The sequence below is a fragment of the Bradyrhizobium centrolobii genome (genome assembly GCF_001641635.1).
GTDB lineage: Bacteria > Pseudomonadota > Alphaproteobacteria > Rhizobiales > Xanthobacteraceae > Bradyrhizobium > Bradyrhizobium centrolobii.
Map to the genome: position 1 here is coordinate 46,537 of NZ_LUUB01000051.1, position 21,830 is coordinate 68,366.

Sequence of the window (21,830 nt, forward strand, 5' to 3'; positions counted from 1 at the left end):
CCGTTCCTGCCGCTGCCGCTGCTCGGCGGGAGGGTCGCTCCGTTTGCAATGACGGCCGGCGGTTGTGCACTCGGTGCGATCACTGGCCTCACCGTCCAGCTGCCGCTCTATTACGAGTCCGTCTACCATCTCAGCGCAAGCGAGGCCGGGCTCGCGCTGATCCCGCTCGCGGCGGTCTCGACCTGCGGTGCGGCGATCGCCGGCCGTACCATGGCGCGCGCCAAGCACTACAAGCGCGTCGCCGTCATCGGCACGTCCTGGGCCGCGATCTGTGGCCTGGGCCTCACGTTCTCGACGCTGCCGCTGTGGGGTCTATTGACCTTGATGGCCGCGTTCGCGCTGGGGCTCGGCACGACGTTCCCGGTGTGCGTCGTCTCACTGCAGAATTCGGTCGCCCGTGCCCAGGTCGGCACCATCACCGGCGCGATGAACTTCTTCCGCTCGCTGATGTCCTCGTTCACGGTCGCGGCGTTCGCGGCCATCCTGCTCATCGCGCTCGGCGCGGACATTCCGCTCGCCGGCGAGCATCACGGCGCCGTCAATGCGATTCCCTCGGCCGACATGATGGCGGCGTTCCGTTATGTCTTCGGTGCGGCTGCTGCGATGATGGCCACCGCCGCGCTCTGCCTGATCCTGATGGAGGAGCGGCCGCTCGCGGGGCCGGCCACCGCGCAGGCCGTCGAGATGGCGGAGTAGGGGCTTGCCTGCCCGCGCAAGCCGGGTATCGGCAAGCGATCCGGCTATTTGACCGCGCCGCCGGTGATGCCGGAGATGAAGCGATCAAGGAACAGGTTATAGGCGATGGCCACGGGGATGCTGGCAATCAGTGCGCCGGCCATGATCTCGCCCCAGAAGAAAATGTCGCCGCGGACCAGATCGGTGGCGACACCGAGCGTGACCGGCTTCTGCGCCGAAGCGGAGATGAACGTCAGCGCATAGACGAATTCCTGCAGGGTCAGCGTGAAGGTGAAAATAACCGCCGTCAGAATAGCCGGCAGGGACAGCGGGAGCACCATCCTGACGAAAGCGCCGAACAGGCTGCAACCGTCGACGATCGCCGCTTCCGCGATTTCGACCGGCATCGCCTTGAAGAATCCCATCAATAGCCACGTGCAGAACGGGATCGTGAAGGTCGGATAGACCAGCACCAGCGACCACATCGAATTCTGCAGGCCGAGCGAAGCGACGATGCGCGAGAGTGGTAGGAACAGAAGAGTCGGCGGAACGAGATAGGTCAGGAAAATGCCAATGCCGAGCGCCTCGCCGTTCCGACCGACCATCCGCGCCAAGCTGTAGCCGGCCGGCAGTGCGGCGGTAAGCGTGATCGCCACTACACAAAGACCGATGATCAGCGAGTTGAGGAGCCAGCGCGCGAACAGCGTCTGCTCGAACAGATATTGGAAGTGCTCGAGCGTCGGCGTCTCGTTGAACCAGAAGGGAATGTTGGTGACGTTGTAGAGATCGGGATTGCTCTTCAACGAGGTGATGAGCATCCAGTAGAACGGAAAGGCGGTCAGAACGACGAAGGCGGCCACCGCGCTGTAGAACGCGCTCTCGCCCGCGATGTTGAGGAGGGCGCGACGCATCTCAGATCTCCCGCCGCCGGATGAAGCGCAGCATGCCGACCACCACGAAGAACAGCACCGGCAGCATGAACAACGAGATGGCGGCGCCATGTGACACGTCGCCGGAGACGATGCCGACCTGGAAGCCCTCGAACCCCAGCACGGAGGTCGCGCCGACCGGACCGCCATTGGTCAGGAGAAACACGACGGAAAGATCGGTGAAGGTGAACACGATGCCGAAGATGAGGCCAACGGCGACGATGGGCATGATCATCGGCAGGACGATCTGGTAGTTGCGCCGCCAGAAGCCGGCGCCGTCCACCGTCGCAGCATCAATGACGTCTTGCGGGATCGAGGTCATGCCAGCCAGAAAGATGACGATCGCGAATGGAAAGAACCGCCAAGCATTCACGACGATCACGCACAGCATCGCCAAATGCGGGTTGCCGAGCCAGTTTGGCGCTTCGGAGCGGGTGATGATGCCGAGCGAGATCAGCGTCCAGTTGATGACACTGTAGAGCGAATCGAACATCCACTCCCAGGCGACGGTGGCGAGTGCGATGGGCACGGCCCACGGCAGGATAATCAGGGCTCGGACGATCGTGCGGCCGGGGAACGGCCGCATCAGCAGCAGCGCGCCGAACTTGCCGAGCACGAGTCCGAGGAACTGGGACCCGAAGGTGAAGAGAAAGGTGTTGGCCAGGGTGTCCTGAAAGACCGGATTGCTGACGATCTGCCTGAAATTAGAAAGGCCCACGAAGTGCCAGGACGGATCGTAGATCGTATAGGCGCTGACCGAGTAATAGACCGCGAGCAGAAAGGGCAGGCCAACCAGCAAAAGCACGTAGAGGATCGCGGGCGCGACCATGACGCTGCCCAACACGTCGCGCCGGTCCAGGATGAAGCGGTAGCGCGATGCCGGCTTGGCGATTGGTTCGGCGATCGAGACCATTGAAGAAAGCCCGTTCCAGTGAGACCTCGTTCCAGCCTCGTTCCAGTGAGACACTCTAGTGAGACATGGTCCGCTTGCCGTCCGCGTCGAAATACCGCAATGCGCCGCGGCGTACGGCGAAGCGGTGCCACTCGCCCGCGCGGATGCTTTCCTCGGCCACATGCGCAGGGGGCAATTTCGCGGCGAGCACCTGCGTCGGATCGAAGCCTTCGACCGCGCCATAGACGATGCGTTCCGAGCCGAGATATTCGGAACGATCGACCCGGAACGAGAACTCCTCCGCGTCGCCGCCATTGATCATTTCCCTGGGAAGAAAATTCTCGGGTCGGAAGCCGAGATACCCGCCGTTGCGCGCGAGCAGATTCATCGGCGGCGTGCCAACGAAGGTTGCGACGAAGCGATCGGCCGGATCCTCATAAATCTCCACGGGCGTTCCGACCTGCCGTATCTGCCCATGGTCGATGACGGCAATGCGATCGCCCATGCCCATCGCTTCCACTTGGTCGTGCGTCACGTAGATGGTCGTGACCCCGACGCGTTGCTGGAATTGCCGGATGTCGTGGCGCGCCGAGGCGCGCATCTTGGCGTCCAGATTGGACAGCGGCTCGTCGAGCAAAAGCGCCGTCGGCTCGCGCACGAGTGCGCGAGCGAGCGCGACACGCTGGCGCTCGCCGCCGGAGAGCTGGCGCGGCCGGCGATCGAGCAGATGCGAGATCCCGAGCAGGTTCGCTGCCCAGCTCACCTTTCTCGATCTCCGTGCGAGGGACGCGCTGCGTCTTCAGCGGAAAGGCGATGTTGTTGCGCACCGTGTAATGCGGATAGAGCCCGTAGCTCTGGAGCATCATGGCCACGCCGCGCGCGCGGGGCGGTACGTCGTTGACGAGGTGGCCGCCAATCACGAGATCGCCACTCGTCTGCTGCTCGAGGCCGCACACGATGCGCAGAAAGGTCGTTTTCCCGCAGCCCGACGGCCCGAGCAGGACCATGAATTCGCCGTCCGGCACCGTGAGCGTAATGCCGTTGACTGCGAGAACGTCGTCAAACTTCTTGAAGATGTTTCTGGCAGACACTGCGGCCATCGTTGAAATCCAGAAAATCAGTCGATGCGGAAACGTTTCGGCAGGACTAGCTGTTCCCTATGCCCGTTCGTCTGGAGCAACCATTGCGAACCGCATATGCATGCGGTTCGCTGGTGCAGCCGTCATTCAGGATCTGTGCAGCCACTTGTCGAAGATGGCCTCGCATTGCTGCGTCGCCCATTTGACGGCTTGTTCGGCAGTCATGACCCCGGTCGCCGCCTTCGCCATCATGTCGCAGATGATGAAGTTGTTGTAGATCTCGTCAGTGGCTGGCCAGGCCGGCCCCGGATAGCCAGGCACGGCGGACCATTCGTCGGAGGTCTGCAAGACGGACAGCTTGTCACGCGGCGTCGAAGTCGGATCGTCGGACAACAGCGGCATCGGTTTCGGGACGATGTTGGCGAAGATCGGGTTGTTGTAGCCCGAGCTCGCCTTGAAGGCATCGACCCAGTTGTCGGCGTAGTATTTCAGGAACTCGAGCGCCGCCTCCTTGTTCTTGGCAAATTTCCAGATGCCGTAGAATTCGGCGGCACCGCCCATGATCTGGCGAACCGGGCCCTTGGGCGGCTTCATCACGAATATGTCGTCGGCAACTTTCTTATTGAGCTGCTGGGCCGTTCGATAGGCGGAGATCGGGTTGATGATCAGCGAGCTGACGCCCGAGTCGATGTACTGGTTGTTGCTGGCGTCGCTCCATGACAGCACTTCCGCCGTCATCGCCTCCTTGTAGAGGGCAGCGACGAATTTGACCGCCTCGACCGTCTCCTTGCTGTCGAGCACAACATGCTTTCCGCTCTCGTCCTGGACTGCGCCGCCATAGCTCCAGAGCAGGCCGCGCCAGGTCGTATTCGGATCGTTGCTGTGGCCGAGCGAAATTCCGACCGGGTTGCCCTTCTGCTTTAGCTTCGCGCCGCCGATGCGGATACTGTCCCACGTGTCGGGCAGCACCCCGATTCCGTCCCAGAGGCTCTTGCGGTACATCACCGGGAAATTGATGTAATAGTCGGGGAATGCGGACCACGTCTTGTCGTCCTGGTTGTAGCCGATCTGCCGACCAATGACAGTGATCTTGCCGTATTTCTTTTCCACCGACTCGACAAGTCCGTCACATCGACGAGGAACTTGCGGTAGAGGTGCGCGCCGCCGGCTCCATTCCACCCAAACAGATCGTGGCCGGATCCAGCCGATGCCTCGGCGGCAGCGCGGGCGGCAACGTCTGCGACAGGAATATGGTCGACGCTAACCTCGATGTTGTTCTTGGTTCCCCAATCCCTGGCGAAATTGTCGAACCAGGGACGAAGTGACTCCACTGCACGATCGACAGCGTCTTGGTGTCGGCCATGGCGCGGGATATGAATGGTGTCGAAAGTACCGGTGCTGAGCCGGCTGCGAGAAGGCCGAGCCCCGTGTCCTTCAGGAGCCGGCGTCGCGTGACACGATTTCGCGTGGTCATCTGCGAATCCTCCTCCGTTTGGCTTCCGGTTAGATCAGGCCGATCCTGGTGAAAGATCGGCCTCGCTCCCCCTGGATTGTTTTTTTGCTAAGATAGTGCGGCGACATAGCCCGCGGTATCTCGACAAAAGCCGGTCAATAGATGTGACCCATCCGCAACCCCATAAGCGGACCGAATGCCGTCTCGCTGCCGCCAACCGGTCTTATCCGCCACGGTCGGCGTAGGGATTGTCGTCGGCGCTGCTCTCGGCCCCCTTCCGCGCCGCCGCCGCAAGATGGTCCTTGAGCCGCGCGAGCGCCTGGGCGGACCAGTTCTGGACATCGGTCACCGCGACCCAGGCATCGACGTAATGCTCGGGCGCATAGACATGGCCAAAACCCATCGGCGTGTTGGTCGCAACCGCCATGTCGAGGGCCAGCTGAAGCATCGTGACGATGGGATACCAGCGCAGCTCCGGTGACACGTCCGGACCGCGGGGCGCTGCCATCCAGGCCGGGGCCTGGTAGGCGTCGCGGTAGTCGAACAGCACGATCGCATCGCTCGCATATTGCAGATAGACGACGCGCAACGCACCCCAGGGCGCATCCGCCGGCACCGTCGGTCCGTTCTGGTTCATGAAGCGGACGAAGCGGCTATCGCGAAACTCCGGCAGCCAGGCCGGCGAGCCCGCGTTGCGGTTCGCGGTGACCGAGCGCCAGATGCGACTCTCGAACGGTGGCCCGCTCCACAGCGCGCCGGCAATGGGATCCCCGATCGTCTCGAACAGCTCGGCGGATTTCTCCGAGTTCATGGCGCCGAGGCTGAGGCCATGCAGGTACAGTTTTGGCCGCTTGTCCCTCGGCAGGGTCGTCCAGTAGCCGTAGATCTCGGAGAACAGGGCGCGCGCGGCCTCTGCGCCGTATTCGGGCTGAAACAGCAGCGACAGCGGGCTGTTGAGATAGGAATACTGCACGGCAACGCTCGCGACATCGCCATGGTGGAGATATTCGACCGTATTCATCGCGGAGGGGTCGATCCAGCCGGTGCCGGTCGGCGTGATGACGATCAGGACTGCGCGTTCAAATCCGTGCTGGCGCTTGAGCTCGTCCAGCGCGAGCTTCGCGCGCGCCTGCGCGGTGTTGCCACCGCCGAGGCCGACATAGACGCGCACGGGCTCCTGCGCGGGTCGCCCGGTAAAGGTGCTGATCTCCGCAGCGGTCGGACCTGAGGCAACGAATTGGCGCCCCGCACGTCCGAGCTGCTTCCACTTTACGAGCGAAGCAGGGCTTCCTGTTTTCCCGGGCGCCGTTGGTTGCGGCCGTTCAGGTTCGAGCAAGGCATCGAATTCGCGGAAGGACGAATCGAGCGCGCCGAAGGCCGCGCGTATCAGGACATTGTTGGCGATCGACCAGAACAGCAGCGCCGCGACCAGCACGCCGATCACGTTCGCGATCTTTCTCGGAATCACACGTCTTGTGCGCGTGGACAGGAAGCCGACGACAAGCACGAACAGCCGCCCCAGCGCCAGCAGCACGACGAACGTGATCAGGGCGATGCCGCAGACCTCGAGCGGATGCGCGGTCTCGACCGGCGCCATGTTCATGACGGCGCGGATCGAGTTCTGCCATTCGGCGGCACGCCGCAGAAAGATGATGACGACGAGCAGGCAGCCGGCCGCGACCAACGCATTGGCGCTCGATCTCACGCGTGCCGAGGGCTCGGGCAACTCGAGATAGTGCCACAGCCAGCGCCAGAGGATGCCGGCGAGGTAGCCGATCGCGAAGCAGGCGCCGGCGAGGACGCCTTGCGTGAGGTAGCTCCGCGGGATCAGCGTCGGCGTCAGCGCGGCCGCGAAGAACAGCGCACCCAGCATGAGGCCGACGCCGGACAGCGAGAGCAATTGCCGCCGAATGAGCCAAGCCAGATTCTTCAAAGCACCCATCAAGCGACGATGTTCCTCAACCCGTAGACCCGACGATACGGCTATCCTCTGTTCTTGTCCGAAAAATTGCTTTTGCGCGGCAACAGGATTCTGAACTCGGTAAACTCGCCGGGCTGGGTCTCGATATCGAGCGTGCCGCCATGCTGCTTGACGATGATGTCGTGGCTGATGGAGAGACCGAGGCCGGTGCCTTCGCCGGCCGGCTTCGTCGTGAAGAAGGGATTGAACATCTTCTCCTTCACCTCCTGCGGGATGCCGGTGCCGTTGTCGCGGATGCGGATCTCGACATGGGTGCCGCGGTCGTGGGTCGAGGCGCTGAGCGTGGGTTCGAAGCCTCCGGCGGCCTGGCTGCTACGCTTGGTCACGGCATAGAAGCCGTTCGAGATCAGGTTCAGCAGCACCCGGGTGATTTCCTGCGGAAACACCTCGGCCGTTCCAGCCTCGGGATCGAGATCGCGCTTCAGTGTAACGTCGAAATGTGGCTTCTCGGCGCGTGCGCCGTGATAGGCGAGGTTGAGGCTGTCCTCGACCAGCGCGTTGACGTCGGCCGGCCCATGCTCGCCGCCGCCCTCACGCGAATGCAGCAGCATGTTCTTGACGATGGAATCGGCGCGCTTGCCGTGCTGCACCACCTTTTGCAGATTGTCCTTCAGAAGCCCTGTCAGCTCGTCGATATCGGCGCGGACGTCGCCCGTGAGCGTCGTGACGGCCGCGAGCACCTCGTTCACCTCGTCGGCGAGCTCGGCCGAGAGCGCGGCGAAATTGTTGATGAAGTTGAGCGGGTTCTTGATCTCATGCGCGATGCCGGCGGTGAGCTGGCCGAGCGAGGCGAGCTTCTCGGTCTGGATCAGGCGATCCTGCGCGGCGCGCAGATCGTCGAGGGATTTCGCGAGCTCTTTGGTGCGGGCCTGCACCTCGTTGAACAGCCGCGTGTTCTCGACGGCGATCACGGCCTGGTCGGCGAAGGTCTTGAGCAGATTGATCGCCTTGTCCGGGAAATGGCCGGCCTCTGGTCGTGTTACGCCGATGGTGCCGATCGAAACGCCATCGCGCAGCATCGGGACCACCAGGATGCTGCGATAGCCTCTTGTCCGCGCGAGCTCCTTCATCGCCTCCGTGAGGTCGGGTTCGGTCTGCATGTCGGTGCGGAAAGCGAACTGTCCGCTCGCCGCCACCCGGCTGTGAATGCCGGATGCCGACAGCGGCGTCGGGAATGAGCTGAGCAGATCCTCGTTGCCGGCTTCGTTGTTGGTGGTGAAGGCCGCCAGATGCAGCATGCCATCGATGACGCGGGTGACGGTGGAGGAATGTCCTCCGATTAGCGCCTTGGCACTATCGGAGATGGCCTGGAACACCGGCGTTACGTCCGCCGGTGAGGCGGCAATCACCTTGAGAATATCCGCGGTCGCGGTTTGCCGTTCCAGCGCCTCCCTCGTCGCGTTGAACAGGCTGACATTCTTGATCGCGATCACCGCCTGGTCGGCGAAGGTCTGCAGCAGTCGGACATGGTGCTCGCCGAACGCGCCGGTCGACCTGCGTGTGGCGATGATGACGCCGATGGCCTGGCCCTCGCTCATCAGCGGAGCGAACAGCATGCTGCGATAGCCGCGGGCGCGCGCGATCTCGCGCGCTGCCGGTTCGATCTCGGTGTCAGGCAGCTGCGCTGCCATGCCGTTTGCCACGAGCTGGTAGGGTGGGAATTTTGCGAAGGGAACCGGGAACGAGGCCTGCAGCACGCGGTCGCCGGCCGGATCCGTCGGCGTGAAAGCCGCAAGATGCGCGGCGCCGTCGACATAGCGCAGCACAGCGGTGGAAAACCCGCCGATCAGGCGGTTGGCGTTGGACGCGATGGCGTCGAACACCGGCTGCACGTCGGCGGGCGAGGCCGCCATCACCTTCAGGATGTCCGCGGTGGCGGTCTGGCGCTCCAGCGCCTCCCGCGTTTCGTTGAACAGCCGCGCATTCTCGATCGCGATCACGGCCTGGTCGGCGAACGTCTGGAGCAGTTGGACGTGCTCGGCGGCAAACGCGCCAGGCTGGGCGCGCGTGACGCTGATCATGCCGACTGGCGTCCCCCGGTTCATCAGCGGCGCGAACAGCACGCTGCGGAAGCCGCGCAGCCGCGCCAGCTCCTTGTTCAGTTGCGGGACGTCGTCGGCTTCGCTGTCGGGAAACTGGATCGTCTTGCCACCGCGAACCAGTTCAAAGGTCGGAAAGTCAGCGATCCGCCGCGGGAACGATGCCTTCAATCCCCGGTCGGCTTCGGGGCTGGTCGGTGTGTACGCCACCAGATGGAGCTCATCGCCGATGAACTGAAGCACGGTGGCGGAAAAGCCGTCGAGCAGGCGCTTGGAGCTGGACGCGATGGCCTCGAACACCGGCCGCGCGTCGGAGGGGGAGGCCGCGATGACTTTCAGGATGTCGGCCGTTGCGGCCTGCCGTTCGAGGGCTTGCCGCTTCTCGTCCTCTGCCCGCGCATTCTCGGCCGCGCCGGACTTGAGTTGCTGCTCGAGCTCGTCGATCGTGCGCTTCAGCGCGGCAGCCATATCCTCGGAAAGCGCGGTCATTGATCGTCCGGTGCGGCCGGGGAGCCAGTCCCCACGACCGCGCCTTTAGCGCCAAAAGCCGGCGCGGCCAAGGTTCAAGTATGCCTCAAGTGCCCGGCCGCGATACCTCGGTCTCCTTGCTGGTGATGAACTCCAGCAGCACCGGGACGCCCTCCCGCGTCTTCTGGATGCCGCGCTTGATGGCGGGCACGATGTCCTCGGGCTTGGTCACCCGCTCGCCATAGCCGCCGAAGGCGCGCGCCATCGCGGCATAGTCGCCGGAAATGTCGGTGGAGCGGTATTTCTCGGTCGAGACCGGCATCACCTTCAGCTCGATCGCCATCGAGAAATTGTTGAGCAGGATCGACATGATCGGAATGCGCTCGCGCACCGCGGTTTCGAAATCCATGCCCGTGAAGCCGATCGCCGCATCGCCCCAGACGTTGATGCAGAGCTTGTCGGGCTTTGCCAGCTTGGCGCCCATCGCAAGCCCGAGGCCGTAGCCGAGCTGCGTCGTCTTGCCCCAGCCGAGATAGGAGAGGGGCTCGACCGCCTTCCAGAACGGCGAGAGCTGGTCGCGCGGGCTGCCGGCATCGTGCGTGATGATGGTGTTGCGAATGTCAACGGTGTGCTGGAGGTCCCAGAGCACGCGATAAGGGCTCAGCGGCGCGTCATTGCTGGTGAGCTTCGGCATCCATTTCGCGAGCCATTCCTTGTGCGAGGCGGCGATCTCGGCCGCGACCGCCGAGGCGTCGCGATCCGCTGTGACGGTCTTGCCGATCTCCTCCAGCAGCGCATCGAGCACGAGACCGGCATCGCCGACGAGGCCGACCCTGGCTTCGAGGTCCTTGTTGAGATGGTTCGGGTCGAGCGTCGAATGGATGATGGTCTTGCCCTTCGGCATTGCGATGCCGAAGTTGGTTTCGGTGAAGGAGCAGCCGATGCCGAAGATCACGTCAGCCTCGGCGAGAAATTTCGGCACCGCGCGCGGCACCGCAAGCCCGCCGGAGCCGAGCGAGAGCGGATGGGTTTCAGGAAATGACGACTTGCCGCCGAGGCTGGTGGTGACGGGGATCGCAAGACGTTCGGCGAGCCGTTTCAGCTGTGGCCAGGCCTGCGCGTAATGCACGCCCTGGCCGGCATAGATCACCGGCCGCTTCGCATTGACGAGAAGGCTTGCCGCTTCCTTCACATGCACGGGGTCGGCGCCGTAGCGGGTGCGTAGCACCGGGGTGTAGTTGAGGGGCTCCGGCACCTCCTCGTTCCACATGTCGGAGGGGATCTCGACGACGACAGGTCCGCCGCGGCCGTTCTTCAGCTTGGTGAAGGCGCGGCGGAAGATGTTGGCGACCTCAGCTGCCAGGATGATCGGCTCGGACGATTTGGCGAACGCCTTCATCACCTCGCTGGAATTGAAGTTCGGCTCGACGTGCGACAGCCGCCGCTGATAGCCCATCGGCAGCACCAGCACCGGCACGGACTCGCCAAAGCATTGCGCGACGCCGCCCATCGCGTTCTCCGCGCCCGGGCCATGCTGCATGCAGAACGCGCCGATGCTGCGTCCCGAGGTGACACGGGAGATCGCGTCTGCCATGTGGATCCCGACGCGTTCCTGCCGCACCATCACGGGCCGGATCTCGGCTTTTGCCGCGTGCTCGATCAGGTGGTTGACGGGATAGCCGCAGAGGATCTCGATCCCCTCGCGCTTCATGATTTCCGCGATCGCAGTGCCGAGCTTCATGGCGTCTCTCTCCCCTGAGCAGGCCGGTTGGCCCGGCCGATTTGGGAGAGAGAGGATCAGGAATTTGAAGAGGCGTAAAGCACGGGCGCGGGAGGGCCGCGGTAGGTCAGCTATGCAGCGCAAGCGTGCAGCCGATCAAGCCTGCCATGCGGGCCCCCTGGGTCGCCGCGCGGCCTATCCCACGAGAAACAGTGCGAGCAGGCCTGACCCGAGCAGAGCAACACCGGCGATAGTCACGGCCAGAAAAGCCAGCGATGTGAATTCTTCGCGCATGGACGTTTAACCCGGAGATCACCACGCTCCGACCATCACCAGAGTGGCGATGCTCAACAGCGAGCAGCACAGGATGATTACTGGAGCGACGAGAGTCTGATGTGACCGCATTGTTGCCTCTCCCAATCAGAATACTTCCAACGTTAGCGCGGCGATGCTTCGTCGTGATTTCGTGGTCGCTGGAAAGCGGCGTCGATCCAAAGTCAATTGTTTCGTTCCGCGTGGTTGACGAAATCTCCTCACGGGTTCGCGAGCGGAAAATTTGCCGGACGATGTCGGCATCCCAAAACCCCGTTCGTCGTTCCGACGCCAAGCCGATGAGGCCGGCTAAAACAAGGAGACAGACGATGCGTGTCATGGTGCTCGTGAAGGCGACCGAAGACAGCGAAAAGGGCTATTTCCCGGAGCCCTGGACGACCGAGATGATGGAGGCGATGGGCAGATTCAATGACGAGCTGCGGAATGCCGGCATCCTGGTCATGGCCGACGGCCTCAAGCCCACCTCGCAAGCCAAGCGTGTCGCGTTCGATGGTCCCCGCCGCACGGTCATCGATGGGCCTTTCGCCGAGCCTCGCGAGCTGGTCGCCGGCTTCTGGCTCTGGGACGTCAAGGACATGGACCAGGCGGTCGCCTGGGTGAAGCGCTGCCCCAATCCCATGCCGGGACCGAGCGAGATCGAAATCCGGCCGCTGTACGAGATGGCTGATTTGCGACGAAACTCCGACGCCGGAGGCAACGGAAATCCGTGACGGTCGCGGGGGGCAGCATGGAAAGAAATCGTCGTGAATACGACTGTGCAAGTCACAGACGAACCATCGCGGCGCCGGCAATCAGCGATACTGCACCGAGCAATCGAACGAACGTTATCTGATGCTGCGGCGCACCAAGCAGACCAAAGTGATCGAACAAAAGCGAGCTGAGTAACTGACCGACGAGAATCAAGGTCAGAACGGTCGCAACACCGAGGCGCGGGACCATGAACACGCTCGTCGCGATGAACATCGCGCCGAAGACACCGCCTGTCCACGTAATCAAGGGAGCGCGCATGGCCGAAGCGAGGCTGAAGAGCGGCTCGCGCAAGATGATCAGCAGCGCCGACAAGGCGATCGTTCCTCCGAGATAACTGGCAAATGCCGACCACCAGGCCGATTGCAGCGTTTTCCCGAGGTTCGCATTCAACAATTGTTGGAATGCGAGGCAGCAGCCCGCCGCGACGACAAGGAGAGGTGCAAAAGCATTCATGAAACGGCCGCGCAGATTTGTTCTTCCGCGACGCTACTCGCGAGGCCTGCAGCCCGTCTGGAAGGAAATCGACTTCTTCACGGGACCACGAATGCGGACCGATAGGCGGCAGGCGTTGCGCCATAAGCTCTTCGGAACAGCCGCCCGAAATGGCTTTGATCCGCGAAGGACATGGCATAGGCAACATCAGCGATGGCGTCGCCTCGTCTTAATTTCGACCGAGCGTTCATCAGTCGATGTGCGAGACGATAGGCGGCGGGCGTCATTCCAAACTGCCGCCTGAAAGCCCGGATGAACCCGTCGGTCGAATAGCCAAGTTGCGCGGCAATCGAATTGATATCAAGTTCCTGGTTCACGACTTTTTTCGACAGCGCGCCTGTCGATGCAAACTGTTTGTCGTGCCGCTCGTCCCTGCGCAGCGATCCAATAGCGTCGAGAGCCTCGTAGGGCGATTGCGCGTGCACGCGCCGGATGATTTGCGGAATCACCATGCCGCGTACGGAAGGATGGTCGCTTGGTGCATAGAGATGAGTGACTATTGATGCGGTGCTGCCCTGCGATGCATGCGGCAGGTGGGCCGGTATGATCACCATGTCACCTGCAGAGGCGCAGAGATCTCCGAGCGGGCTCGAATAGACACGGCACCCGTGAGTCACGATGGCAATTTGGACTTCCGAATGGAAATGGGCAGCCTGAGAGATCGGGCCGGTCGTCTCGAGCCGCCCCATCTCGATGCAGCTTGCGCGGTTATAAGGACGATAGCTCCATAATGCGCTCATGGCTCGTATGTAGACCATTTTCGGTCGACGGCAATGGAAGGATGCCTATCGGCTTTGTCAAAGGCCGCGCGATTTCAAACAGCCGACCTGCTGGTCGCGCTCGCTTCATTCCGGTAGACCGGCTGCGCGCAGCACTTTACCAAGCTTCGCCGCCAGTTTAGGCGCGCAGGCAACTCCGGCGAACTGGTTTTTGATGCGGAAGGTAGGCTGCAATTCCAGCACGCACGCGGCAGCCGCCTGCGCCTCCTCGAGGCGCCCGAGCGCGGCGAGGGATGCAGCGAGCTGCACCCACGTGATGCTGTGGGCTGGATTGGCGAGGTTGGATTTGTAGGCTGCATTTGCGGCCTCCGCATAGCGCTCACGACAGAAATGGCCGAGCGCCTGCGCGTCGTAAGCAGCAAAGGCCCATGGATCGAACGGGCTCAAGCGAATGCCGCGCTCGCTCCAGTCGATTGCTCGCTCCGCTTCACCGGCCCAGCCAGCGACGACGCTGCCGAGGATCCATGCCAGCGCGGTCGACGGACTCAGCGCGAGCGCCGCTTCGAACGCGGCGAAAGCTGCCTGCCTGTCATGAGCATCCATTCCGAGCGAAAAGCCGGCAAAGGTAAGCGCCAGCGCGTCGTCGCGCCCATGCTCGATTGCAAGACGCGCGTGGCGCACTGACGCCGATCGATCCTCTTCCTTCAGTCCCGCGCGCAGAAAGCGATTATGATGGCTCATTGCGGCAAGGCCATGGGCGAGCGCGTAAGTAGGCTCAAGCGCCAGGGCGCGCTGGAGCTGCGGCAGCGCGAGCGCGGCACGATCGGGCATGCCTGAATCGACATCCGGCTGGGCACGCAGCACGAGTTCGTAGGCGTCGAGGCTGTCGGGACGCTTTCGGCGGATACGCTCGACCTCGGCGCGGCGCAGGCTCGGCTCGATGGCGCCAACTACGGCGAGCGAGATTTCGTCCTGCAAGGCGAACAAGTCGCCCACGGTGCGGTCGTAGCGCTCGGCCCAGATATGTGCGCCGCTTGCGGCGTCCGCGAGCTGCGCGTTGATGCGGACGCGGTCGTCGGCGCGCCGCACGCTGCCCTGCAAGACATAGCGCACACCGAGATCGCAGCCGACCTGCTTCACGTCAGCGACACGGCCGCGCCAGACGAAGCTGGAATTGCGCGCGATCACGAACAGCCACCTAATGCGCGACAGCCCCGTGATGATGTCGTCGACCATGCCGTCGGCAAACCAAGCGGCTTCGCCGGAGTGCTCGAACGGCACCACGGCTATCGACGGCTTTTCCGGTACCAGCAACGCGGCCGGGTGCCCGGCCCCGTCTGCATTTGCATCCACCCGCGTCACCGCTGGGCCGACATAGCGATAGCCGCGACGCGGTAGCGTCTCGATCCAGCGGCCTCCGCCGTCCTGCTCCAGCGCGCGGCGAAGTGCGGCGATCTGCACAGTGAGATTGCTTTCCTCGACATTAAGCCCCGGCCACGCTGCCTCGATCAGCGCGTCTTTGCCGACGGGAGACGCGGCCCGCTCCAACAGGAGGCGCAGCAGCGCAGCACCTCGCTGGCCGAGCAGGGTCGGCGCATTGCCGCAAAGCAGCGCGCCCGTCTCGGCATCGAGTGCAAAGGAGCCGAATTTATAGGTGCCTGGTGGAAACTGCTGAGCCATTTCGGCGACATTTTGCAACAATTTCGGAGTTGTTTCACGACCTTTCGACGACGGAAAGGGCAGGATCGAGGCTCCCAACCAACTTGGCATGAGGGACTGGACATGAATAGAAAGGCGATCATCCGCAGACCAGGCGAAGGCAAGTCCATAAAGCTTGCCGGCCATCCCATGGCATTTCTGGTCACCGGCAGCGACACCCGATACACCTCGATGTTCGAGTGGACGATTCCAACGGGCTTCTCCACCGGGCTACATGTCCACCGCGTTCAGGAGGAGACGTTCTATGTGCTGGAGGGCGAATGCGACTGGCAAGTCGGCAACGAACGCGTGCGCGCCACACCTGGCACTTACCTGTTCGTCCCGCCAGGCGTGCCGCACAACATCGGCAACGCTTCGAACGAGGTCGCACGCGTGCTCATGACGGTGTCGCCGCCTGGCCACGAGCGCTATTTCGAGGAGTTGGCCGAGACAGTGGCGCGCGGCGGCGCTGCTGACCCCGCTACGATTGCCGAGCTGCGAGCCCGCTATGACACAGATCAGCTCTCGGCACTCAAAGGCTAGGCATCGTTTTCACGCCAGGATCTGGAACTCGTTTGACCACGGTCGCGTGGTCAAAACGTCTCCTGACATGGCAAGCGTCAATGTCAGCTCTGAGTCAAAAAGCTGATGTCGCGGCCGACAGGCGCGATGCCTGTTGAAATGTGAATGGAAGCGGTGCGCCATTGCGCTTGCTCATCATTGCGAGCGCGACGACGTCGGGATCCAGCCAAAAGTTGCGGTCCATTGACGAGCCGGTACATTGTTCGCATCTTCCATCAGTCGAAACGATCCCAACCTGGCGGGAATACGCATGCATCGTCTGTATTACTCTCCCGGAGCGTGCTCCATGGCCGTGCACATCGTTCTTGAGGAGATCGGAGAGCCGTACGAGCTGGAGCTGGTTTCGTCCCGGGGGCATCTCGGTGGCGTTGGTACGACAAGTCCGGAATGGAAGGCGAAAAATCCGAAGGCCAGGATTCCCGCATTGTCCGGCGTCGCTGGACGGATTGGAGGGGCCGACGAACTGCTGACGGAGGTGCATGCCATATTGTTCTATCTGGCGCGCACACATCCCGGTGCGAAACTCCTGCCTGCCGATCTAGCTGGGGAGGCGCGCGCGATCGAATGGATGAACTGGCTGTCCGGCAACGTGCATGCCGTTTCTTACGGTCAAGTCTGGCGTCCAAATCGCTTCGTTGCAGACGAACGGGACTACGCCGCCGTTCAAGGCAAGGGCCAGCAAAACGTCCGCGAGCAGTATGCCTATATCGAAAGCCTGCTCGACGACGGTCGTGATTGGGCGCTACCTGGCGCTTACTCGGTAGTCGATCCCTACCTGCTGGTATTCTACCAATGGGGAGTGCGCATCGGTCTCGACATGACGACTAGCTATCCCGCGTGGCGCCGTCTGACCCAACGAACAATGCAGAGGCCGGCCGTGCAGCGCGTTCTTGCCGACGAGAATGTCTCGATCTCTTGATCATGTCGGTCAGATCGCCAAGCTCGGGCGAAACCCGCCGCGAAAATGCGAAGTCTTGTCGGTTATTTGAATGTTAGTTGAAGCGGTGCGCTGTTGCGCAGGCATCATTGTTTCGTGGCGACGTCAACTGAGTTGAACTTGTTGTTCAGAAGTGCCGTCCCGACGTTGTTCACGATCGTAACGATTGCGAGCGCAATACCGGTGGCGATCAGACAATACTCAATAGCGGTGGCACCATTTTCGTCGGCAAGAAAGGACCTGAGCAAAGTCATCGTCAACTCCTGTTGGTCCGTCAAACATATGCTCGCGCCGTTTTCGGAATGGTAAATTGATCCATTAACTTTTTGCGCGTCAAAAGAGCAGGTTCGGCCGTCCTCGCCTGCCGCAACGTCTTACGTTGGCACCGATAAACTTAAGGTTTCCTCAACCAATTCAGGTGGATTCGGCGCATCCTGTCTGGAGCAGCACCGGGGTCGGGCATGGTGACGGGCATCAGGACGGCGCGGCAGTGTCGTCACGCGTCTCAAGACGTGAGCGAACGTCCCGGCGTGCCCTTGTGAGGGCGTCTCAGCATCGCTGAGAGGCGTCCGACCAGATAGCTCATCACGCGCGGCTGCGACTGCGCCACGCCGTCGGCGAGCCGCTCTTCCTCGGCCCTGTCGTTCACGATGCCGATGTAGTTCTTTCTGGCGTCCTGCTGCACGGGCGTGCGAACCTCTGCTCAATCATCGGCGCGACCATGCTGTGCGCAACGGGAATCGACGGTTAATTTTGTCTTCCGTAGGATTACGTGCCGCCCCACGATGGGGAGATCGGGCGCCCAAAGCGATGGCGCTGCTTAACGGATTGTTGAGGCTGTTCTTCAACGGGTCGGCGATGGACTCATCACAGTTGGCACACCTGCAGAGCGATGTCGGGCCGGGCAGGGCTCACTTGCGATGAACGTCCGCGTTCAGCGCCCGCAACATCGCGATGCGGGCAAACATCATCCAGCCGCCGCCGGTCTCAGCCGCATTGATCAGGGTCTCGATCGCCGTCTGCCAGTGGCTCGCGTGCTGCGCGTCCTCGGACAGTTGCATGATGTGATCGGCCGCCTCTTGAAGGGTCCGCAGCTTGCGGCCGCCGCGCAAGGCAATGGGATCGTCGAACGCTGCCGACCAGGGCATGTCAGGCCGGCCCGGCCGCAGGAGATCTCACGACGCGCTTCGCCCCCGACCGCTGCTGCTATCCCGCTTTCTTTGTCCGCGCCGGAGCACGCACCGGCTTGTCGGCCTTCTTCGGGGCTTCCTTGGCGGCGGCTTCCCTGCCGCCCTTGCCTGCGATCGGCAGCAGCATCTCGCGCTGGCCTTCGACGCGCTTCTTCGGCTTCTTGCCCTTGGCGACTTTCGCCGCGGGCGCCGCCTCCTTCTCGCTTGCGAGGCTCTTCTTCAGCGCGTCCATCAGGTTGATGACGTTACCGCCGGTCTTCGGTGCGGCCTTGGCCGTGATCGGCATGCCGCTGCGCTTCTTGTTGATGAGATCGATCAGCGCAGTCTCGTAATGATCCTCGAACAGCTCGGGTTCGAAGGCGCCGGACTTCTTCTCGACGATATGCTTGGCGAGATCGAGCATGTCCTTGGTGAGCTTCACGTCCTGGATGTCGTCAAAGTACTCCATCTCGCTGCGCACCTCGTAGGGATAGCGCAGCAGCGTGCCCATCAGGCCGCTCTCCAGCGGCTCCAGCGCGATGATGTGCTCGCGGTTGGTCAGCACCACGCGGCCGATCGCGACCTTGTTCATGCTGCGGATGGTCTCGCGGATCACCGCATAGGCGTCGTGGCCGACCTTGCCGTCCGGCACGAGATAATAGGGGCGGATCAGATAGCGGTTGTCGATGTCGGCCTTGGGTACGAACTCGTCGATCTCGATCGTGTGGGTCGAGTCGAGTGCGATGTCGTCGAGCTCGTCCTTGGTGACCTCGATATAAGTGTCGGTGTCGACCTTGTAGCCCTTGACGATGTCGTCGGAGGACACCTCATCGCCGGTCTCGGCGTCGACCTTGAGATACTTGATCCGGTGGCCGGTCTTGCGGTTGATCTGGTTGAACGAGACCTTCTCGGTATCCGAAGTGGCGGGATAGAGCGCGACCGGGCAGGTCACGAGCGAGAGGCGCAAAAAACCCTTCCAGTTGGCTCGCGGGGCCATGGGTTACTCCAAACGCAACAGGGACAGCCAACAAAGATATCACCGCCGACCTGCGAATCATAGCAAGCCGCGGGGCGGAATCTTGCAACGACGTTAACCGCTGGGGCTGGCTCCGGTTGCCATCGGGTGAGGGCAGTCCGCCCGGAACATCGTTCATGATCAGGCGTTGCCCCAAAACGTCAGGCTGCGAGGAGGTCGCGGCAAGAGGATGCGATAGCCAGAGATCGAGGTCACCATGGCAGCCACGCGAGAGCACGACCAGATTGTGGAAACCACGACCGAAGCGCGCCAGGGCGAGCCTGGACCCTCAGTGGCGGCGCTGCTCGCCATCTCGACCGGGCTGGCGATCCTGATCCTCGCCGTCATCTGGTTCGTGTTCTTCCGGACCTGAGGGCCAAATCGGCAGGAGGCTGGGACCTTCCGACTCGCCGCGTAACACGGCACATTGCGCCCGTCATGCCATCGGCTCCTCCGGTGGCCTGGCGGGCGCAGTCGCGTCGGCGCGTGAAGTTAGTTTGTGACGAAAAAGTAACGTTCGCCGGTTCCCTGCGTTCATATTCAGTTCACGCCGGAATTGATCATCTTGGTGCGGCTCTCGTGCCATCGGTCCCGTCGAACCATTCTTGGAGAGAAGCGTGCGCCTGCTCGTTGTTGAGGACGACCCCGATCTCAATCGCCAGCTTACCAAGGCGCTCAGCGACGCAGGCTACGTCGTCGACCGCGCCTTCGACGGGGAAGAGGGGCACTATCTCGGCGACAACGAGCCCTATGATGCGGTGGTGCTCGACATCGGCCTGCCGAAGAAGGATGGCATCTCGGTGCTGGAGGCCTGGCGGCGCAACGGCCGCACCATGCCGGTCCTGATCCTGACCGCGCGCGACCGCTGGAGCGACAAGGTCCAGGGCTTCGACGCCGGCGCCGACGACTACGTCGCAAAGCCCTTCCATCTGGAGGAGGTTCTGGCCCGCATTCGCGCACTGCTGCGCCGCGCGACCGGCCACGCCCAGAGCGAGCTGACCTGCGGCCCCGTCACGCTGGACACAAGGACCGGCCGGGTCAGCGTGTCAGGCAATCCCGTGAAGATGACCTCGCACGAATATAGGCTTCTGGCCTATCTGATGCACCATTCCGGCCGCGTGGTCTCCCGCACCGAGCTCGTCGAGCACCTCTACGACCAGGACTTCGACCGTGACTCCAATACCATCGAGGTGTTTGTCGGCCGCATCCGCAAGAAGCTCGACGTCGACATCATCCAGACCGTCCGCGGCTTGGGCTATCTCCTGACCCCGCCGGCAGCCAACGGCAGCTGAAGCCTGGGGCTTGAAGCATCTCAGGCTTGACCGGGCGGCGGAACAGGGGTCTTGGTCGGCCCATGACCTCTGACGACCCGCCGTCCTGTGCCTCCCGGGACCCTTCCGATGGCCGCTAGCTCGCTTGCCAACCGCCTGTTCCTGTCGGCGACCGCGTGGCTCGTGGTGATCCTGGCCATCACCGGCGTCGTCCTGTCCTCGGTCTACAAGAACGCCACCGAGCGGGCCTTTGACCGCCGTCTCAACCTCTATCTCCGCACGCTGATTGCCGAGGTCGCAACGCCCGACGAGCCGCCGGACCGCCAGTTCCAGTCGCTCGGCGAGCCCTTGTTCGAATTGCCGCTGTCCGGCTGGTACTGGCAGATCACGCGGACCGATGCCGAGAAGCCGGAGGTACGCTCGTCGCGTTCGCTCTGGGACAAGAAGCTGCCGAAGCTGGAGGAGCAGGGCGCCGAGCTCACCGCTGCCGGCATCAGGCTCGCTTATGTCGACGGGCCAGAGGGGCAGAACCTGCGCATGGCGGAGCGGCCGGTCGATCTCGGCGCCGACGGCAAGTATCTGGTCAGCGTCGCGGGCGATGCCACCGAGATATTCGACGAGACGCGCAGCTTCGACTACTACCTCGGCGGCACCTTCACCGCGCTCGGCATCGTGCTGCTGCTGACTACCGTGTTCCAGGTCCGCTTCGGTCTGGCGCCGCTAAAGCGCATCTCGGAGTCGATTGCTGACATCCGGTCCGGGCGCGCAGAGCGGCTCGAGGGCGAATTTCCGGTCGAGATTGCTCCGCTGGCGCGCGAGACCAACGCGCTGATCGACGCCAATCGCGAGATCGTCGAGCGCGCGCGCACCCATGTGGGCAATCTCGCGCATGCGATCAAGACGCCGCTCTCCGTCATCGTCAACGAAGCCGGCGTGCACGCGACTGACCCGTTTGCGGCCAAGGTCATGGAGCAGGCGGATGTGATGCGCGACCAGGTCGCCCATCATCTGGAGCGCGCGCGCATCGCGGCGAGGGTCTCGGTCGTCGCCACCGTGACGGAGGTCGCGCCCGCCATCGAGGCATTACGGCGGACCATGGAGAAGATCCATCGCGACCGCGACATCCTCGTCGAGGCCAAGGCCGATCCGTCCGCAAAATTTCGGGGCGAGCGCCAGGATCTGGAGGAGATGGTCGGCAATCTCGTCGACAATGCCTGCAAATGGGCGGCCTCGCGAGTTTTCATCGAGGTCCTGGTGGAGACGCCGCACCAGTCCGGCGCCGGCCCCCGTCTGCGGATCATCGTCGATGACGACGGGAGGGGCCTGTCGGAGGCCGAGCGCACCCAGGTCTCGCGGCGCGGCCAGCGGCTCGACGAATCCAAGCCGGGATCAGGTCTGGGGCTGTCGATCGTGGTCGATCTCGCCGGGCTCTACGGCGGCCGCCTCTCGCTCGGGAGCGCGCCGATCGGGGGCCTCCGGGCGGAGTTGGTGCTTCCCGGCATCTAGTGCTTGTTTCGACACGCTTTTTTTGCCGTCGGGGGTGCCAGTCCGGAGGAGGACAAGGCATTCGATCCAACTTCCTCAACGGCTTCTTAAGGCGGCTCCTTCTATGATCGCGCCCGGACGCA

General features: G+C 63.0%; 21 protein-coding genes and 2 pseudogenes. 7 read left to right on the forward strand and 16 right to left on the reverse strand.

All coding sequences use genetic code 11. The features are described 5' to 3' along the window. Positions 1 to 696 (forward strand): annotated as a pseudogene (locus tag AYJ54_RS52295) (MFS transporter); the annotation flags it as partial. A gap of 44 nt (positions 697 to 740) precedes the next feature. Here the strand turns inward: AYJ54_RS52295 and AYJ54_RS13795 are convergent. From AYJ54_RS13795 to AYJ54_RS13825, 8 genes and pseudogenes are all read right to left on the reverse strand, one after another. Further along, on the reverse strand, positions 741 to 1,586 hold the full coding sequence (locus AYJ54_RS13795; protein ID WP_063699450.1) for a carbohydrate ABC transporter permease: 846 nt from the start codon (positions 1,584 to 1,586) through the stop codon (positions 741 to 743). Position 1,587: 1 nt separating this feature from the next. Continuing rightward, positions 1,588 to 2,517 (reverse strand): carbohydrate ABC transporter permease, encoded by a 930-nt coding sequence (locus AYJ54_RS13800; protein WP_063699451.1) that lies wholly within the window; start codon positions 2,515 to 2,517, stop codon positions 1,588 to 1,590. A 55-nt stretch (positions 2,518 to 2,572) separates the two neighbouring features. Continuing rightward, a pseudogene (locus AYJ54_RS13805) lies at positions 2,573 to 3,596 on the reverse strand (ABC transporter ATP-binding protein). Between the two features lie 126 nt (positions 3,597 to 3,722). After that, positions 3,723 to 4,685, reverse strand: coding sequence for an extracellular solute-binding protein (locus AYJ54_RS13810; RefSeq protein ID WP_161491851.1), 963 nt, complete (start codon positions 4,683 to 4,685; stop codon positions 3,723 to 3,725). A 16-nt stretch (positions 4,686 to 4,701) separates the two neighbouring features. Further along, a complete protein-coding gene (locus AYJ54_RS53985) occupies positions 4,702 to 5,049 on the reverse strand; it encodes a twin-arginine translocation signal domain-containing protein (RefSeq protein WP_136623674.1) in 348 nt (115 codons plus the stop codon). A 202-nt stretch (positions 5,050 to 5,251) separates the two neighbouring features. Further along, positions 5,252 to 6,970 (reverse strand): alpha/beta hydrolase, encoded by a 1,719-nt coding sequence (locus AYJ54_RS13815; protein ID WP_063699452.1) that lies wholly within the window; start codon positions 6,968 to 6,970, stop codon positions 5,252 to 5,254. 41 nt (positions 6,971 to 7,011) lie between these two features. Next, positions 7,012 to 9,537: a GAF domain-containing sensor histidine kinase gene (locus AYJ54_RS13820; RefSeq protein WP_063699453.1), complete on the reverse strand. Its 2,526-nt coding sequence runs from the start codon at positions 9,535 to 9,537 to the stop codon at positions 7,012 to 7,014. Positions 9,538 to 9,622: 85 nt separating this feature from the next. Beyond that, on the reverse strand, positions 9,623 to 11,314 hold the full coding sequence (locus tag AYJ54_RS13825; RefSeq protein WP_283808665.1) for a thiamine pyrophosphate-requiring protein: 1,692 nt from the start codon (positions 11,312 to 11,314) through the stop codon (positions 9,623 to 9,625). Positions 11,315 to 11,877: 563 nt separating this feature from the next. On the opposite strand from AYJ54_RS13825, the gene AYJ54_RS13830 reads away from it, so the two are divergent. Beyond that, positions 11,878 to 12,279 (forward strand): YciI family protein, encoded by a 402-nt coding sequence (locus tag AYJ54_RS13830; RefSeq protein WP_063699455.1) that lies wholly within the window; start codon positions 11,878 to 11,880, stop codon positions 12,277 to 12,279. 52 nt (positions 12,280 to 12,331) lie between these two features. Here the strand turns inward: AYJ54_RS13830 and AYJ54_RS13835 are convergent, their stop codons facing one another. From AYJ54_RS13835 to AYJ54_RS13845, 3 genes are all read right to left on the reverse strand, one after another. Further along, positions 12,332 to 12,772: a DMT family transporter gene (locus tag AYJ54_RS13835; RefSeq protein ID WP_063699456.1), complete on the reverse strand. Its 441-nt coding sequence runs from the start codon at positions 12,770 to 12,772 to the stop codon at positions 12,332 to 12,334. Positions 12,773 to 12,849: 77 nt separating this feature from the next. After that, the gene (locus AYJ54_RS47155; RefSeq protein WP_161491852.1) at positions 12,850 to 13,551 is read right to left on the reverse strand and encodes a helix-turn-helix transcriptional regulator; all 702 of its coding nucleotides are present in this window, start codon (positions 13,549 to 13,551) and stop codon (positions 12,850 to 12,852) included. 105 nt (positions 13,552 to 13,656) lie between these two features. Further along, on the reverse strand, positions 13,657 to 15,210 hold the full coding sequence (locus tag AYJ54_RS13845; protein ID WP_063699458.1) for a winged helix-turn-helix domain-containing protein: 1,554 nt from the start codon (positions 15,208 to 15,210) through the stop codon (positions 13,657 to 13,659). 102 nt (positions 15,211 to 15,312) lie between these two features. Here AYJ54_RS13845 and AYJ54_RS13850 point away from each other — a divergent pair, with 102 nt between their 5' ends. Then, the gene (locus AYJ54_RS13850; RefSeq protein WP_063699459.1) at positions 15,313 to 15,771 is read left to right on the forward strand and encodes a cupin domain-containing protein; all 459 of its coding nucleotides are present in this window, start codon (positions 15,313 to 15,315) and stop codon (positions 15,769 to 15,771) included. A gap of 83 nt (positions 15,772 to 15,854) precedes the next feature. Here the strand turns inward: AYJ54_RS13850 and AYJ54_RS50665 are convergent, their stop codons facing one another. After that, positions 15,855 to 16,010 carry a hypothetical protein gene (locus tag AYJ54_RS50665; protein ID WP_161491853.1) on the reverse strand — a complete coding sequence of 52 codons (156 nt, stop codon included), beginning with the start codon at positions 16,008 to 16,010 and terminating at the stop codon, positions 15,855 to 15,857. Between the two features lie 50 nt (positions 16,011 to 16,060). Here AYJ54_RS50665 and AYJ54_RS13855 point away from each other — a divergent pair, with 50 nt between their 5' ends. Then, positions 16,061 to 16,729 (forward strand): glutathione S-transferase family protein, encoded by a 669-nt coding sequence (locus AYJ54_RS13855; protein ID WP_063699460.1) that lies wholly within the window; start codon positions 16,061 to 16,063, stop codon positions 16,727 to 16,729. Positions 16,730 to 16,833: 104 nt separating this feature from the next. Here the strand turns inward: AYJ54_RS13855 and AYJ54_RS13860 are convergent, their stop codons facing one another. The 4 genes from AYJ54_RS13860 to ku all read right to left on the reverse strand — a co-directional run bounded on the left by AYJ54_RS13860 (position 16,834) and on the right by ku (position 18,913). Next, positions 16,834 to 17,001 carry a Flp family type IVb pilin gene (locus tag AYJ54_RS13860; RefSeq protein ID WP_063699713.1) on the reverse strand — a complete coding sequence of 56 codons (168 nt, stop codon included), beginning with the start codon at positions 16,999 to 17,001 and terminating at the stop codon, positions 16,834 to 16,836. Positions 17,002 to 17,252: 251 nt separating this feature from the next. Beyond that, positions 17,253 to 17,432 (reverse strand): hypothetical protein, encoded by a 180-nt coding sequence (locus AYJ54_RS13865; RefSeq protein WP_063699461.1) that lies wholly within the window; start codon positions 17,430 to 17,432, stop codon positions 17,253 to 17,255. 226 nt (positions 17,433 to 17,658) lie between these two features. Then, positions 17,659 to 17,895 carry a hypothetical protein gene (locus AYJ54_RS13870; protein WP_063699462.1) on the reverse strand — a complete coding sequence of 79 codons (237 nt, stop codon included), beginning with the start codon at positions 17,893 to 17,895 and terminating at the stop codon, positions 17,659 to 17,661. A gap of 58 nt (positions 17,896 to 17,953) precedes the next feature. Then, positions 17,954 to 18,913 carry a non-homologous end joining protein Ku gene (gene ku, locus AYJ54_RS13875; protein ID WP_063699463.1) on the reverse strand — a complete coding sequence of 320 codons (960 nt, stop codon included), beginning with the start codon at positions 18,911 to 18,913 and terminating at the stop codon, positions 17,954 to 17,956. Between the two features lie 235 nt (positions 18,914 to 19,148). Between ku and AYJ54_RS51270 the strand changes: the two genes are divergently transcribed. The 3 genes from AYJ54_RS51270 (at position 19,149) to AYJ54_RS13885 (ending at position 21,708) form a co-directional block, all read left to right on the forward strand. After that, positions 19,149 to 19,304 (forward strand): hypothetical protein, encoded by a 156-nt coding sequence (locus AYJ54_RS51270; RefSeq protein WP_201724185.1) that lies wholly within the window; start codon positions 19,149 to 19,151, stop codon positions 19,302 to 19,304. A gap of 244 nt (positions 19,305 to 19,548) precedes the next feature. Next, on the forward strand, positions 19,549 to 20,223 hold the full coding sequence (locus AYJ54_RS13880; protein ID WP_063699464.1) for a response regulator transcription factor: 675 nt from the start codon (positions 19,549 to 19,551) through the stop codon (positions 20,221 to 20,223). Positions 20,224 to 20,331: 108 nt separating this feature from the next. After that, a complete protein-coding gene (locus AYJ54_RS13885) occupies positions 20,332 to 21,708 on the forward strand; it encodes a sensor histidine kinase (protein ID WP_063699465.1) in 1,377 nt (458 codons plus the stop codon). Positions 21,709 to 21,830 lie beyond the last annotated feature (122 nt).